15 protein-coding genes are annotated in these 14,038 nt (G+C 68.6%); 6 read left to right on the plus strand and 9 right to left on the minus strand.

The window, feature by feature from the left end; genetic code table 11:
* Window positions 1-408: 408 nt before the first annotated feature.
* The 3 genes from raiA (at window position 409) to QGG75_11785 (ending at window position 2,555) form a co-directional block, all read left to right on the plus strand.
* Entirely contained in the window at window positions 409-978 is a 570-nt protein-coding gene (gene raiA / locus QGG75_11775; protein MDP6067911.1) for a ribosome-associated translation inhibitor RaiA, read from the plus strand.
* A 10-nt stretch (window positions 979-988) separates the two neighbouring features.
* Window positions 989-1,453, plus strand: a complete 465-nt coding sequence (ptsN, locus tag QGG75_11780) for a PTS IIA-like nitrogen regulatory protein PtsN (GenBank protein ID MDP6067912.1) — start codon at window positions 989-991, stop codon at window positions 1,451-1,453.
* A gap of 118 nt (window positions 1,454-1,571) precedes the next feature.
* Entirely contained in the window at window positions 1,572-2,555 is a 984-nt protein-coding gene (locus tag QGG75_11785) for a M23 family metallopeptidase (GenBank protein MDP6067913.1), read from the plus strand.
* A 4-nt stretch (window positions 2,556-2,559) separates the two neighbouring features.
* Here QGG75_11785 and QGG75_11790 read toward each other — a convergent pair whose 3' ends face one another.
* Window positions 2,560-3,006 (minus strand): Hsp20 family protein, encoded by a 447-nt coding sequence (locus QGG75_11790; GenBank protein MDP6067914.1) that lies wholly within the window; start codon window positions 3,004-3,006, stop codon window positions 2,560-2,562.
* A 102-nt stretch (window positions 3,007-3,108) separates the two neighbouring features.
* On the opposite strand from QGG75_11790, the gene QGG75_11795 reads away from it, so the two are divergent.
* Both QGG75_11795 and QGG75_11800 read left to right on the plus strand, forming a co-directional pair.
* Window positions 3,109-4,620 carry a 3-hydroxyacyl-CoA dehydrogenase gene (locus QGG75_11795; GenBank protein ID MDP6067915.1) on the plus strand — a complete coding sequence of 504 codons (1,512 nt, stop codon included), beginning with the start codon at window positions 3,109-3,111 and terminating at the stop codon, window positions 4,618-4,620.
* A 190-nt stretch (window positions 4,621-4,810) separates the two neighbouring features.
* Window positions 4,811-5,821: a hypothetical protein gene (locus QGG75_11800; protein MDP6067916.1), complete on the plus strand. Its 1,011-nt coding sequence runs from the start codon at window positions 4,811-4,813 to the stop codon at window positions 5,819-5,821.
* Between the two features lie 12 nt (window positions 5,822-5,833).
* Here the strand turns inward: QGG75_11800 and QGG75_11805 are convergent, their stop codons facing one another.
* Genes QGG75_11805 through QGG75_11825 form a run of 5 tightly spaced genes read right to left on the minus strand, consistent with a single transcriptional unit; the run spans window position 5,834 to window position 10,857 of the window.
* A complete protein-coding gene (locus QGG75_11805) occupies window positions 5,834-7,129 on the minus strand; it encodes a Mur ligase family protein (GenBank protein ID MDP6067917.1) in 1,296 nt (431 codons plus the stop codon).
* Window positions 7,101-8,132 carry an acetyl-CoA carboxylase, carboxyltransferase subunit beta gene (gene accD, locus QGG75_11810; protein ID MDP6067918.1) on the minus strand — a complete coding sequence of 344 codons (1,032 nt, stop codon included), beginning with the start codon at window positions 8,130-8,132 and terminating at the stop codon, window positions 7,101-7,103. The genes QGG75_11805 and accD overlap by 29 nt, the downstream gene beginning before the upstream one ends.
* On the minus strand, window positions 8,129-8,977 hold the full coding sequence (trpA, locus tag QGG75_11815) for a tryptophan synthase subunit alpha (GenBank protein MDP6067919.1): 849 nt from the start codon (window positions 8,975-8,977) through the stop codon (window positions 8,129-8,131). Before trpA ends, accD begins: the two co-directional genes overlap by 4 nt.
* 13 nt (window positions 8,978-8,990) lie before the next feature.
* Complete coding sequence (gene trpB / locus QGG75_11820; protein MDP6067920.1) at window positions 8,991-10,205, minus strand: tryptophan synthase subunit beta; 1,215 nt, start codon at window positions 10,203-10,205, stop codon at window positions 8,991-8,993.
* 7 nt (window positions 10,206-10,212) lie between these two features.
* The gene (locus QGG75_11825) at window positions 10,213-10,857 is read right to left on the minus strand and encodes a phosphoribosylanthranilate isomerase (GenBank protein MDP6067921.1); all 645 of its coding nucleotides are present in this window, start codon (window positions 10,855-10,857) and stop codon (window positions 10,213-10,215) included.
* A 105-nt stretch (window positions 10,858-10,962) separates the two neighbouring features.
* Between QGG75_11825 and QGG75_11830 the strand changes: the two genes are divergently transcribed.
* Window positions 10,963-12,255 carry a protein-export chaperone SecB gene (locus QGG75_11830; GenBank protein MDP6067922.1) on the plus strand — a complete coding sequence of 431 codons (1,293 nt, stop codon included), beginning with the start codon at window positions 10,963-10,965 and terminating at the stop codon, window positions 12,253-12,255.
* Between the two features lie 49 nt (window positions 12,256-12,304).
* Here the strand turns inward: QGG75_11830 and QGG75_11835 are convergent, their stop codons facing one another.
* The 3 genes from QGG75_11835 to sppA form a co-directional block, all read right to left on the minus strand.
* A complete protein-coding gene (locus tag QGG75_11835; protein MDP6067923.1) occupies window positions 12,305-12,679 on the minus strand; it encodes a lipopolysaccharide assembly protein LapA domain-containing protein in 375 nt (124 codons plus the stop codon).
* A 47-nt stretch (window positions 12,680-12,726) separates the two neighbouring features.
* Entirely contained in the window at window positions 12,727-13,026 is a 300-nt protein-coding gene (ihfB, locus tag QGG75_11840) for an integration host factor subunit beta (protein MDP6067924.1), read from the minus strand.
* Between the two features lie 79 nt (window positions 13,027-13,105).
* Complete coding sequence (sppA, locus tag QGG75_11845; protein MDP6067925.1) at window positions 13,106-14,020, minus strand: signal peptide peptidase SppA; 915 nt, start codon at window positions 14,018-14,020, stop codon at window positions 13,106-13,108.
* Window positions 14,021-14,038 lie beyond the last annotated feature (18 nt).

A 14,038-nucleotide genomic window follows, 5' to 3' on the forward strand; every position in this document is an offset into this window, starting at 1 on the left:
CTTCGAAAGGCCTCCGCCCGAACCATCGAGGAGCTGTGGCAAACCATCGCCGATCTCATCGATGACTTCCCACCACAGGAATGCGCAAACTACTTCCTGAATTCAGGGTATGGATTCAAGCAAACTTGAAACGCTCTAGCCGCCCGCTCCCCCTCCCAACCACCCATCAATGGTACCCTGTGGGTGGTTGGGAGGGGGAGCGGGCGGTCAGGCCGCACTTAACAACCAGGGTGGTTGGGAGGGGGAGCGGGTGGCCGGGCACCGGCGCGACAGCGCCGTCCGCACGACAACCCGCGACATGGTTGACATGGCGGGGGACCGGAACTATGGTCCCGCGTCCCCGACAGCCGCCCACCCCACCACAGAGACGCAAGCGCACGTCAACTACGATTGTGGGACTGAACATATATGCAAATTCTGGTAAACGGTAAACAGCTCGACATCGGCGAGGCCCTGCGCAGCCATGTCGAAGACCGCCTGACCAGCGGCGTCAACAAATACTTCTCCAATCCCATCGATGCCCACGTCGTGTTGTCGCGTGAGGGGCACAGTTATCGCACCGATTGCTCGGTGCACGTGGGTGCCGGCATCACCGTGCAGGGCCACGCCACGGGCGACGAGATCTATGCCTGTTTCGATGCCGCCGCCGAGCGCGTGGAGAAGCAGCTCAGGCGCTACAAACGGCGGCTGCGCAGCCACCACAAGAATCCGTCCGAGCTGCGCACGGCGCCCTATTACGTGATCTCGCCCGAAGACGAGAGCATCGAGGATCCCAAGAACGGGCAACCGATGATCATCGCCGAGACCACCACCGATATTCCCACCACCACGGTCAGCGAGGCGGTGATGCGCATGGACCTGGCCGACCGGCCGGTGTTGATGTTCCACAACAGCGCCCACGGCGGCCTCAACGTGGTCTACCGGCGGTCCGACGGCAACGTCGGCTGGATCGATCCGAACAACCCGCCAGCGGCCTGAGGGAGCCAGCATGGAACTCGCCCAATTGCTGTCATTGGACGGCGTCGTCGCCAACCTCAAGGCGGGCAGCAAAAAGCAGGTGTTGCAGGAGCTGTCCGGGCGCGCCGCCGAGGTCACCGGCCTCAGTGAAAGGGCCATTTTCGACGTGCTGCTGGAGCGCGAGCGCCTGGGCACCACCGGTGTCGGCAATGGCATTGCCATACCCCACGGCAAGCTGGCCGAGCTCGAACGCTTGCACGGCCTCTTTGTCAAACTGGAGCGGCCGGTCGATTTCGACGCCGTCGACGACGAGCCGGTGGATCTGGTGTTCCTGCTGCTGGCTCCGGAATCGGCCGGTGCCGACCACCTCAAGGCCCTGGCCTGGGTGTCCAGGTTGCTGCGCGACAAGACGGTGTGCGAAAAGCTGCGCGGCTCCGACGAGGACGACGCGCTGTTCGCGCTGCTCACCGATTCCGCCGCCCCCCACGCCGCCTGACCTATTCCCTCTAAAGACAAGGTCCGACGATCGGTTATGATCGCCGGCCATGAGGTTTTGGCTCCTTAGCGGATTCCTTGCCGTTGCCGCGGTTCTGGCCGTGGTTTGTCGGTCAGCCGTGGCGGCTGAGCCGCCGGCCCCCATGCTGGGCTTGCCGCTCGACTGCCCGGCCGGAAAAAGTTGTCCGGTGCGCAACTACGTCGACCATGATGCCGGCCCGGGCGTCGCCGACTACAGCTGCGGCGCACTCAGCTACGATGGCCACAAGGGCAGCGATTTCGCCGTCCACGACCCCGCCCTGGTGCGCCGCGGCGTGGCCGTGCTGGCGGTGGCCGCCGGCCGGGTGCTGCGGCTGCGCAACAGCGAGCCCGACCACATCCTGGGCCAGCCCCTTGATCGCCGCCGCTTTGCCGGCCGCGAGTGCGGCAACGGCGTCGTCATCGACCACGGCGGCGACTGGCAAAGCCAGCTTTGCCACCTGCGCCGGGGCAGCATCACGGTGCGGCCGGGTCAAAGCCTGGCGGCCGGCCAGCAGCTCGGCCTGATCGGTCTTTCCGGCAAAAGCGAATTCCATCACGTCCACCTGGTGCTGCGCCACCGGGGCGAGGTGGTCGATCCCTTTGTCGGGCGCCGTGGCGCTGGCACTTGCGGCGATACCGGAGCCGCGGGCGGCAAATCACCTTCGCGCTCCGCCCTGTGGCAACCCGCCCTGGCGGCCCGCCTGGGCTATGTCGCCAGCGGCCTGATCGCGACAGGCTTTAGCCCCCAGGTGCCCAAAATGGCCGAGGTGGTGGCCGGCGGCCAGCGCCACACGCGGCTCGGCCGCCAGGCGCCCAACCTGGTCTTTTGGGTGCTGATCTACGGCCGTCACCCCGGCGACCACGAGTTCCTGCGCTTCCTGGGCCCCGATGGCGCCGTCATTGCACAGGCGCGAGGCGGCCCCGTGACACGGCACAAGGCGCGCTGGTTCAAGTTCATCGGCAAGCGCGGCCGGCGCCCCTGGGCGGCGGGAACCTACGTCGGCGAATACCGGCTGCTGCGGCTCAGGGGCCAGAGCCTGCGGGAGGTGCTGAAAGTAGACCGCAAGCTGGAAGTGCGTTGAAGGGCTATTCCACGTCGATGGCGGTGGTCTTGGATTGGCCGCCGCCCTGGCGGATCTCGATGCTGCGGCTTCGCACCTTGGGCTCGGGCCGTACCAGGGTGATGTGCAAAAGCCCGTCCTCGAGGTCGGCGCCCTCGACCTCGATGCCCTCGGCCAGCAGGAAGGTGCGCTGGAACTGGCGGGCGGCGATACCGCGGTGAAGATAGACACGGTCGTTGTCGTCGCGCTGGCGGCCGCGCACGATGAGCTGGTTTTCCTCCACCGTGAGCTCCAGGTCGCCGGCACCGAAGCCGGCCAGGGCCAGGCTGATGCGCATGCCATCCGGGCCGGTCCGCTCGATGTTGTAGGGCGGATAGCCCTCGCCATCGGCCTTGCTCAGGCGGTCCAGCGTGCGTTCGAGGTGTTCGAAGCCGAGCAACAGCGGGCTATTGAACAGCGATACCCTGGTCATGCGAGCGATCTCCTCCATTCGCCGGCCAGCAAGGCCTTGATCTTATCCGCGCCAGCATGGAACAAAGGGCACCCGGGGCACAAGAGAGCGAAAGGAGCCATCGTGGCGGCGACGGAGAACGACCTGACTATCGGTATCGTCGGCGCTGGCGCCATGGGCCGAGGCATCGCCCAGGTGGCGGCCAGCGGCGGCCTGGCGGTGCGGCTTTACGACGCCCAAGAGGGCGCCGCCGAGGCGGGCCGCGAGTTCGTCGCCCAAATGCTCGCCCGCCAGGTCGAAAAGGGCCGGCTGGAAGAAGCCGACGCGGCTGCCGCCAAGGCCCGCATCGAGGTGGTGGCCGGGCTCGAGGCCCTGGCCGGCTGCCAGGCCGTGGTCGAGGCCGTGGTCGAGGATCTGGGGGTCAAGCACCAGGTCTTCCAGGCCCTGGAGGCGGTGCTCGACGACGACGCCGTGATCGCCTCCAACACCTCTTCCATCCGCATCGCCTCGATCGCCGCGGCCTGCACCCGGCCCGGGCGCATAGCCGGCATGCACTTCTTCAATCCGGTGCCGCTGATGCGCCTGGTCGAGGTCATTCGGGCGCCCCAGACCGGCGCGGACGTGGCCGAGCTGCTCTCTGACATCGGCCGGCGCATGGGCCGCACGCCGGTGGTGGTCAAGGACGGGCCCGGCTTTCTCGTTAATCTGGGCGGCCGCGCTTTTTATACCGAGGCGCTGCGTATTTTGCACGAAGGCGTGGCTACGCCGGCCCAGGTCGACGCCGTGATGCGGGATTGCTGCAACTATCGCATGGGTCCCTTCGAGCTCATGGACCTGACCGGCATCGACGTCAACTTTCCGGTCAGCCAGATCGTCTTCGAGGGCTTTTTCCATGAGCGCCGACTGGCCACCTCGCCGCCCCATCAGGCGCTCTTCGAGGCCGGCCGCTATGGCCGCAAGAGCGGCGCCGGGTGGTACGACTACGGTGCCGACGGCAAGGCGCTCGAGGGCCCCAGCCCGGATGCTGCATCCCAGGCCGCGCCGGCCCCATTCGTGGCCTTGCTGGGCGATGATCGAGAGGGCGCGCTGGCCGAGTTGCTGGCCGCCTCGGGGGCGGAAATCCGCCCCGACGACGGCGAAATTCCGCTGCTCGCGGCTCCGCTGGGCGAGGACGCTTCGGCCTTTGCCGCCCGCACCGGCGCCGACCATCGCCGTCTGCTGGCCGTCGACACCAGCGTGCCGGCCGACAAGCGGATTACCATCATGGCACCGCCGGGCGGCGATCCGGGGCTGACGGCGGCGCTGCTGGCGCGGTTGGCGTTAAGCGGTGCCAAGCTGACGCTGATCAAGGATTCGCCCGGGTTCATCGCCCAGCGCATCCGCGCCATGGTGGCCAACCTGGGCTGCGAGATGGCCCAGATCGGCATCGCCTCGCCGGCCGACATCGACACCGCCATGACGCTGGGCCTTAACTATCCCCAAGGCCCGCTGGCCCTGGCCGATGCCATGGGCCCGGACAGCGTAATGACCATCCTCGGCCGACTGCAGGACCTCACGGGCGACGACCGCTACCGCCCCAGTTCCTGGCTCAGGCGTCGGGCCCAGCTCGGCCTGCCGGCCAGCCAGCCGGATTGAGCCGGCCGAGCAACGAAAGGCGTGCAAATTACATCGATTTGGGCTATAATCGGCTCACAGCAGTACGCTGAAACCAAAAAATTCAGGCAGAAAGCCGTGCACGGGTAACCGCCGCCGTGACGCGCGCTTGCGTTCGGCGTCGGAATAGCGGGGCGATCATCGCCGCCGCTTCAATTCCGGGGTACGGACCATGGTGGATTCCATCGACCCATTGGCGTTCAATGCGCTGACAGCGCTAAACGCCCTGAACCAGGTCAACAACCTGGTGCCGAACACCAGGGAGAGCGCCGAGCGGGGTGAAACCAACAGCCGCACCGACACCGTGCGGGCACGGCTCTCCGACACCTCCGGGGTGCGCAGCGCCCGCGAGGCGCTGGGCAATACCGAAGCCGCCGCGGCCGCCGCGGTCGAGGCCGCGGGCCAGATTAAGGACGTGCTCTTCGAAATGCGCGCGATAGCCATCCAGGCCAAGGAGTCGAGCCTCGACCAATCAAGCCGCGACAAGCTGGAGGCACGCTTCGACGAACTCGCCGCCGTGGTCGACGACCACGTCGGCGCGGCCGCGGTCAACGGCACCAATTTGCTCGCCCGGGATGCCGCCGACGTCAAACTGGAGACGGCCCGGAGCGGCCGCGGCCTGACCGAGCGCCAGCGCGAGAGCGCCATCGACCGCTTTGCCCAAAACCGTGTCGATCCGGGCTTCGGCGAGATCGTGCAGGAGAGCACAACCGGTTTCATTCAGGCCGTGGCCCTGAAGGGCGCGGCGCCGGTGCAGGAGAAGGCCGCCGACCTCAAGACCGAGCTGACCGAGGACGAGACGACGCTGACCGTGCGGGCCCAGGATCTCACGGCCCAGGGCCTCGAGATCGACGATATCGCCGTCGACACGGAGGCCAAGGCGGAGGTTGCCGAGGGCAGGCTGAATACCGCCATCCGCACCCTCGAGGCCCGCGAGGCCGACCTCAAGGATAGCCAGGAGGCGCTCAAGACCGAGGTCGAGGACGCCAGCCTGGTGGTCGAGGCCCTGGTCGACGATTTCAGCGGCCAGATCGAACCCGACCTCGGCGTCGAGGGCGCCAAGCTCCGGGCCCAGCATATTTCCCAGGAGCTGGGCAAGTTCAGCACTGCCATCGCCAACTCCGACGGCCAGAGCATCATCGGCCTGTTGAACAACCCACCGGCCTTCGCCGACGAGGAATAGGCGGCCCCGTCCTCACTCTTCCTGCGCCGCCAGCACCGTGCCGGCCAGGTAGAGGGAACCGCAGATCAGCACCCGGGCCGGCCGGGTGATGGCGGCGAGGGCGCTGGCGACGTCGGCCGCGGCGGTGGCCCTCAGGCCCAGCCTGGCGGCCAGGCCGGCCAGCTCGCTGGCCGTCAGGCTGGCGCTTTCGCCGGGCACGGGGACGGCTTGCAGGCCCGCCGCATAGGGCACCAGGGGGGCGAGGAAGGCTTTCGGGTCCTTGCTGCCCAACATACCGACGATGAGCTCGACCGGCGCCTCCCTGGCCCAGCCCGCCAGTACGGCCGCCAGGGCCTGGGCGGCGGCGGCGTTGTGGCCGCCGTCGAGCCAGAGCTCGCTGCCCTCGGGCAGCAGCGCCGGCAACGGTCCTGCCTCCAAGTGCTGCAAGCGGGCCGGCCAGCGCACGCCCTTCAGGCCGGCGGCAATGGCCGCGTCGTCGAGGGCGAATTCATCGAGCTGATCGAGCGCCGCCACGGCCAGGCCGGCGTTCTCGAGCTGGTGTTCTCCGGCCAGCGCCGGGCGCGGCAGCAGACGTTCGCCGCGGGGCGTGCCTACCCGCATCCCGGAAGCTTCCGCCCTGACCCACCAATCGCGGCCGTGGCGTAGCAAAGGCGTGCCAAGCTCGGCCGCCAGCGCGCCGATCACCTTTTCCGCTACGGCCTCCTGGCGGCCCAGCAGCGCCGTCACCCCGGGCTTGAGAATTCCCGCCTTTTCGCCGGCGATGGCGGCCAATGTCTCGCCCAAAAAGCCGGTGTGGTCGATGCTCACCGGCGTGATCAGCGAGAGCCGTGGCTGGGCCACCACGTTGGTGGCATCGAGGCGGCCGCCCAGTCCAACCTCGAGCAACAAGCCCTCGGCCGGCCGGCGGGCGAAGGCCAACAGCGCCGCCGCCGTGGTGATTTCGAAAAAGGTGATGGCGGCGCCGGCGTTGGCGCTCTCGCACTCCTCCAAGAGCGCCGCCAACTCGTCCTCGGCAATATCGTTACCGTCGGCCAGGCGGATGCGCTCGGCGAAGCGCACCAGATGCGGCGAGGTGTAGCGGTGCAGACCATAGCCGCCAGCCCTCAGCATGGCGTCCAGCAGCGCCACCACCGAGCCCTTGCCATTGCTGCCGGCGACATGGATGACCGGCGGCAGGCGGCGTTCGGGATGGTCGAGACGTTCGAGCAGGCGCCACAGCCGGCCCAGCGAGAGATCGATGCGCTTGGGGTGGAGGCGGCTCAGGCGCTCCAGGATGGCGTCACTCGCCAGCGCCCTTGTCTCCTGCAGCAGCGGCGGGTTTATCAGCGCCGGATTCAGTCTCCGTGCTCACCGTTATCCCTGTGCTCCCCGTGTTATCCGTGGCCTCCGCAACCTCCGCAACCTCCGCAGCCTTTGTGGCCTCCGCCACCTTGGTCGCCGGCAGCAGAGCCGTTCCGCGCCGGTCGCGGTTGCCTAGGAGGTCGACGATACGGACCAGGGTGTCGCGCATCTCGTGGCGGTGAACCACCATGTCGAGCATACCGTGGTCGAGCAGGAATTCGGAGCGCTGGAAACCCTCGGGCAGAGTCTCGCGGATGGTGTTCTCGATCACCCGCGGGCCGGCGAAACCGATCAGGGCGCTGGGCTCCGCCAGGGCCACGTCGCCCAGCATGGCATAGGAGGCAGTGACGCCGCCGGTGGTGGGGTCGGTCAGCACGACGATGTAGGGCAGCCCGGCATCGCGCACCTGGCTTACGGCGATGGTGGTGCGGGGCATTTGCATGAGCGAGAGAATGCCCTCCTGCATGCGGGCGCCGCCGGCGGCGCTGAAGACGATCAGCGGTGCCCGGCGTTCGATGGCTGCCTGGGCCGCCACCATCATGGCTTCGCCCACCGCCAGGCCCATGGAGCCGCCCATGAAGGCGAAGTTCTGCACCACCACCACGGCCAGGTTGCCGCCCAGCCGGCCCGTGGCCACCACCACCGCTTCCTCTTCGCCGGTCTTGCTGCGGCTTTCGCGCAGCCGCTCGGTGTAGCGTTTCTCGTCGCGGAACTTGAGCGGGTCGACTTCCACCGGCGGCAGCTCGAGGCGCTCGAAGGCGGCCTCGCCAAAGAGCCCGGCCAGGCGCTCGTCCGGCGGCAGTTGCATGTGGTGGTCGCAGGCGCCGCAGACGCGCTGGTTCTGCTCGAGCTCGCGATGGAAGATCATCTGGCCGCAGCTGGGACACTTCTGCCACAGATTCTCGGCCCCGTTGCGCTTGCGCACCAGGGCCTGAAGCTTGGGCCGCACGAAGTTGGTGAGCCAGTTCACGAGGCGCCCCCAGGGGCCCGCAGCGACTCGAGCGGGGCCGCCAACCGCGCCACGAAGCCGAGCACGGCCGCCACCGTGGTGCCGCTGGCCCGGCCCGCCTCCAGCGTCGCCGCCAGGCACTCGACGATGGCCGAACCGACCACCGCGGCGTCGGCCACCCGGGCCACGGCGGCAACCTGTTCGGGGGTCTTGATGCCGAAGCCGACGGCCAGCGGCAACTGCGTGTGGCGGCGCAGGCGGGCCAGGGCCTTTTCCACGTCGGCGTCCTGGGCCGAGGCGGCGCCGGTAGTGCCGGTGACCGCGGCGTAGTAGACGAAACCGGCGGCGTGTTCGAGGATGCGGCCCAGCCGCGCCTGGTCGGTGGTCGGCGTCGTCAGGCGGATCAATCTCAGCCCGACCGCGGCTGCGGGGTTGCGTAGCGCCGCGTCCTCCTCGGGCGGCAGATCGACGACGATCAGGCCATCGACGCCGGCCGTTGCCGCCGCCGCGGCGAAGGCCTCGCAGCCCATGGCGTGGATGGGATTGTAGTAGCCCATCAGCACCACCGGCGTGTCGTCGTCGCTGCCGCGGAAAGCGCGCACCAATTCCAACGTCGCCGGCATGTCGGCGCCGGCCGCCAGGGCGCGCTGGCCGGCCGCCTGGATGGCCGGGCCATCGGCCACGGGGTCGCTGAAAGGCATGCCCAGCTCGATCACGTCGGCGCCGGCGGCGGGCAGGCCGCGGACGATCTCGAGCGCCGTCCGGGCATCGGGATCGCCGGCCGTGAGGAAGGTTACCAGGCCGGCGCGGCCGGCCGCGGCCAGGGCCCGAAAACGGCGCTCCAGGCGGCCCTCCGCCGCGCTCATGGTTTCCTCCCCGTCACAATTCCACCCCCAGCGCCTCGGCCACCGTGAAGACGTCCTTGTCGCCGCGGCCGCACATGTTCATCAGAATCAGGTTGTCGGCGGCGCGTTCGGGGGCGATGCGCACGACGTGGGCCAGGGCATGGGCCGGCTCCAGGGCCGGGATGATGCCCTCGATCCGGCAGCAGAGCTGAAAAGCCTCCAGCGCCTCGGCGTCGCTCACCGCGACGTAAGCAACGCGGCCCGCATCGTGCAGCCAGGAATGCTCGGGGCCGACGCCGGGGTAGTCGAGCCCGGCCGAGATCGAATGGGCCTCGGTGATCTGGCCATCGGCGTCTTGCAACAGGTAGGTGCGGTTGCCGTGCAGCACGCCGGGCCGGCCGGCGGACAAGCTGGCGGCATGCTGGCCCGTCTCGATGCCATGGCCGGCGGCCTCGACGCCGATGATCTCAAGCTCGTCGTCGAGGAAGGGGTGAAAGAGGCCCATGGCATTCGAGCCGCCGCCGATGCAGGCCACCAGGGTGTCCGGCAAACGCCCCTCGGCCGCCAGCATCTGCTCTTTGGCCTCAACGCCGATGACCGATTGGAAATCCCTCACCATCAGCGGATAGGGGTGCGGCCCGGCCACCGTGCCGATGATGTAGAAGGTGTCGTCGACGTTGCTCACCCAGTCGCGCAGCGCCTCGTTCATGGCGTCCTTGAGGGTGCGCGAGCCCGATGACACCGGCACCACCTCGGCTCCCAGCAGCTTCATGCGGAAGACGTTGGGCTTTTGCCGTTCGATGTCGACCTCGCCCATGTAGACGGTGCAGGGCAGGCCGAAGCGGGCCGCCACCGTGGCCGTGGCGACGCCGTGCTGGCCGGCGCCGGTTTCGGCGATGATGCGGCTTTTCCGCATACGGCGCGCCAGCAGCACCTGGCCCAGGCAGTTGTTGATCTTGTGGGCGCCGGTGTGGTTGAGCTCGTCGCGTTTGAAGTATATGCGTGCGCCCCCCAGGCGCTGGCTCAGCGCCTCGGCATGATAGAGCGGGCTGGGCCGGCCGACGTAGTGTTCGAGAAAATCAGCCATCTCGGCGGCGAAGGCCGGGTCCTGGCGGGCGGTGGCGTAGGCCGTCTCCAACTCGAGCACCAGCGGCATCAACGTTTCGGCCACGAACCGGCCGCCGTAGGCGCCGAAGCGCCCGGCCTCGTCGGGCCCGCTGCGATAGCTGTTCAAAGTCTTGGCCGCCATGGTCTCCTCAAAGCTCCGCCGCGCGGGCCAGGAATTCTTCGATGCGGGCCGGGCTTTTCAGCCCGCGCCGGCTTTCCACCCCCGACGAGACGTCGACCGCTCGGGCGCCGGAAAGCGCCACCGCCTGGGCCAGATTGCCAACGTCGAGGCCGCCGGAGAGAAACCAGGGCCGGTCCATCCGGCAATCCGCCAACAGCCGCCAGTCGAAGCTCAGCGCGTTGCCGCCAGGCAGCGACGGCTTGCTTTTAGGCGCTTTGGCGTCGAACAGCAACCAGTCCGCGACGGCGGCATGGCGGGCCACGCCGTCGAGGTCGGCCGGGTCGGCGATCTTCAGCGCCTTGATCAGCGGCCGCCCTGAAAGCCTGCGGATTTCGGCCAGGCGCTGGGGCGTCTCGTCGCCGTGCAATTGCACAAGATCCAAGGGCACCACCTCCAGGGTGTCGGCGATGGTGCGGTCGTCGGCGTCGACGAACAGGCCGACCCGGCCCAGCCCCGCCGGGGCCCGGGCGGCCAGCGCCGCGGCCTGGGCCGGGGTCACGGCGCGGGGCGAGGGGGGATAGAAGACAAAGCCCACGAAATCGGCGCCGCCGGCCGCAGCGGCGGCCAGGGCGGCGGCCGAGTTGATGCCGCAGATCTTGCTCGTGAGAGCCATGGCGGGCGTTATAGCATAACGCCCGCTCTCTCTGTTGATCCCGGCCTGCCGCTCCCCCTCCCTCTCGAAATGCGTTAGAATCGGGACGGCTATGGCGGGAGCGGCATGAGCGACGTCCAGACCAGCGCGGCAGCGGGGCCGCAAGCAACGAGGCCGCAAGCAGCGAGGCCGCAAGCGGCTTTCCTGGAGCACGGCATCAGGCGGGCCGCCTTGCGCAACCCGGCGGCGCCGGTGAGTCTCGCGCATTCGCTCATCCGGCCGCTCACCAATCTCGACATCGAGGTGCTGGTCGAGCCGCTCGACGGTGCCGCCTACGAGGTGGTGCTGCGCATCAAACTGGAATCGAGGCGCGACAAGATACCGCTGTTCCAGCTGGCGCTCGATTATTACGGTCTCTTCGAATTGCAAAATTTCCCCCCGGCCCGCATCGACTTGGCCTGTCACGTCGATTGCGCCCAGGTGCTTTTTCCCGAGGCCCGCCGGGTGCTGGCCGACGTCATGGCCGGCGCCGGCCTCACGCCCTTTTTCATCGATCCCGTCAACTTCGCCTTCCTCTACCAGCCCATCGATCCCACCGTGCCCGGCGCCCGGCCGCAGTCCCCTTTGCCGTCCCCGACGCTGCCGACGCTGCCGGCGGTGCCCAAGATGCCGACGCCAACGCCCGCCAAAGCGGACGAGGACGCCGAAACGGAGGAGAGCGCCGAAACGCCGCCGCTCGTTCCGGCCGAGCCGGAGCCGGCGGCGGCGGAAGTGGTCGAAGAGGTTCCGCCGCCAGTGGCAGCGGAGGCGGTCGAAGAGGTTCCGCCTGTGCCACCAGCGGCGCCATCCCCCGACACCATCGACTGGTCGTTGCCCGATATGACGGCTGCCGATCTGGCCGACGAGATCGATTGGTCGCCGCACGACGATATCGACTGGTCGTTGCCTGACGAGCCGGCCGCCACCCTCGCCCCAAGTCCCACCGGCGACGCCGTCTCCTGGTCCCAAACAGAGGCGCCACGGGCGCAAGCGCCACGGGCGCAAGCGCCGCAGGCGTCACCCCCAGCGGCGGCCGCGGCCACGACGTCAAGCGAGCCCGAAATCGATGCCGAGGGCCTGGATTGGTCGCTGCCTGATCGCCAGCCGCCGCAACTCGATCCCGAGGGCTATTACTGGGCCTTGCCGGGCGAGCAGACGCCGCCGCCCGAAATACCTCGGCCCGAGAGCCGCCGCCACCGCCACCCGTGCTCCAGGCACCGCCACCGCCGCCCCCGGGGGTCGATTGGTCGGAGGCAGAGGCGGAGGCGCCGGACGATGGGCCCGGCGAGCCCGATTCCGAGGGCGTCGACTGGTCGCTGCCCGGCTCGCCCCCCGGGGCCGGTGCGGTGGCCCGGGCGGCCACCCCGACCCCGGCCCTGACCGATGAAGTGGCCTGGTCGTTGCCCGAGGAGGCGCCGGCGCGGCGGCGTTAGAGCGGTTGTCGTTTGTCGGCGATAGCCTCGGGCGCCTCGGGCGGCGCCTGGCTGGCGGCCGGGATTTCGTCTTCGGTCGCGGCCACGGTGGCGGCCTGGGCGCGCAACTGCTCCAGTTCGCTGGCCAAGAGCCTGATGCGGCGGCGGCCGCGGCGGGCTTCGCGGCGCCACTTGGCCCCGGCCATCCAGGTCGCCCCGCCGCCGGCCAGCAGGCCGATGAAGGCGGCCGCCATGACCACCAGGTAAAGCGGCCCGGAGAAGGCCAGCGGCAGCGGATCAAGCTCGATCGTCACCGTGCCGCGATTGCCCACGGCGAAGGCCGCGACCACCACAAAGAGCGGCAGCACCACCAGCCAAGTGAGGATTTTCACGGCCAACCGTCAGCAGGACATGGTCGGCACCGGCCCTGCCGTCGCCCCTAAACCTGGGGGGCGAGATAGTTGGTGTTGAGGCGCTCGCGCAGTTCCTTGCCGGTCTTGAAATAGAGGATGTGCTTTTCGCTGACCTGGACCGACTGTCCGGTGCGCGGGTTACGTGCCACCCGGGGCGCGCGTTGCTTGACCGAGAAAGTGCCGAAGCCCCTGAGCTCGACGCGGTCGCCGCGCGCCAGCGCCGCCGAGATCTCGTCGAAGATGGTGCTGACGATGCGCTCTATGTCACGCTGATAGAGATGCGGATTGTGCTCCGCCAGTTCCGCAATCAGTTCAGATTTGACCATTGCCGTGGCCTCCCGAACATTTCAACCTCCCGAACGCTTCAATCTCCCGCACCGCCCTTCTCCGGCCGGCATCGGGTTCCTAAAAAAGGCCATCAGGGTGCCAAACCGAGACCAAGCCGTCAAGGGTAAGTCTTTCAGAAAGCGACATTTTTTCCGCCAACCCTATGAACGTGCGAAGCAGCCCCAGGCCCTCGTCCGAGGGCTCCGCGGGGCGCACGGGCAGGCTGGTTGGCAGCTTGTGGGCCTGGCGCAACCAGGCCAGGGCCTCGATCTCGCCGCCCAATTCGTCGATCAGGCCCAGCTTTAGCGCCTGGCGGCCCGAGTAGACGCGGCCCTGAGCCACGGCCTGGGCCTCAGCCGGTGCCAGTTTGCGCCGTTCGGTGACGATGCCGACGAACCACTTGTGCACGTCGTCGACCACTTCCTGAGTGGCCTGGCGGCCCTCGTCGCTGAGCGGTGCCAAGGGCGAGGGCTTGCCCTTGAGCGGCGCGCTGCGGATGACCTCGGCCGAGACCCCCAACTTTTCCAGCATGCCGCTCATCTCGGTGGTCTGCACCAACACGCCGATGGAGCCGGTCAACGAGCTTTCGCGAGCGATAATGCGGTGGCCGGCCAGGGCCGCCAGATAGCCGGCCGAAGTGCCGATGGTGCGGATTGTCGCAACCACCGGCTTTTTGTCCGCAACCCGGCGTAATCCATGGTAGAGCGCCTCGCCACCTACCGTGGTGCCGCCGGGGCTGTTGATACGCACGATCAGGGCCTTGGCGCGGCTATTCCGGGCGATCCGATCCAGGGTCGCCAGGCGTTCGCTATCGTCGACGATCAGTCCTTCGACGACCAGCCGCACCACGTGGTCGCGCGCGATCAGACGATCGCCCCGCCACAATCCGAGAAATATCGCGCCAAGCACGGCAACGACGGCCACGCCGCGCCAGATCAGCAGGTTCCGCTTGAGGCGGCGTCGATCGAGAATGGCATCGGCGTCCAGCGACACGCTCTTAGACCGTCATTT

The organism is Alphaproteobacteria bacterium (assembly GCA_030740435.1).
In the GTDB taxonomy this organism is placed as follows: domain Bacteria; phylum Pseudomonadota; class Alphaproteobacteria; order UBA2966; family UBA2966.

Coding starts and splice junctions, on each gene's coding strand:
- ptsN (MDP6067912.1), top strand. CDS start 989: ATGGAACTCGCCCAATTGCTGTCATTGGACGGCGTCGTCGCCAACCTC.
- QGG75_11790 (MDP6067914.1), bottom strand. CDS start 3,006: ATGACCAGGGTATCGCTGTTCAATAGCCCGCTGTTGCTCGGCTTCGAA.
- trpB (MDP6067920.1), bottom strand. CDS start 10,205: ATGGCGGCCAAGACTTTGAACAGCTATCGCAGCGGGCCCGACGAGGCC.
- QGG75_11800 (MDP6067916.1), top strand. CDS start 4,811: ATGGTGGATTCCATCGACCCATTGGCGTTCAATGCGCTGACAGCGCTA.
- trpA (MDP6067919.1), bottom strand. CDS start 8,977: ATGAGCGCGGCGGAGGGCCGCCTGGAGCGCCGTTTTCGGGCCCTGGCC.
- QGG75_11830 (MDP6067922.1), top strand. CDS start 10,963: ATGAGCGACGTCCAGACCAGCGCGGCAGCGGGGCCGCAAGCAACGAGG.
- QGG75_11825 (MDP6067921.1), bottom strand. CDS start 10,857: ATGGCTCTCACGAGCAAGATCTGCGGCATCAACTCGGCCGCCGCCCTG.
- raiA (MDP6067911.1), top strand. CDS start 409: ATGCAAATTCTGGTAAACGGTAAACAGCTCGACATCGGCGAGGCCCTG.
- ihfB (MDP6067924.1), bottom strand. CDS start 13,026: ATGGTCAAATCTGAACTGATTGCGGAACTGGCGGAGCACAATCCGCAT.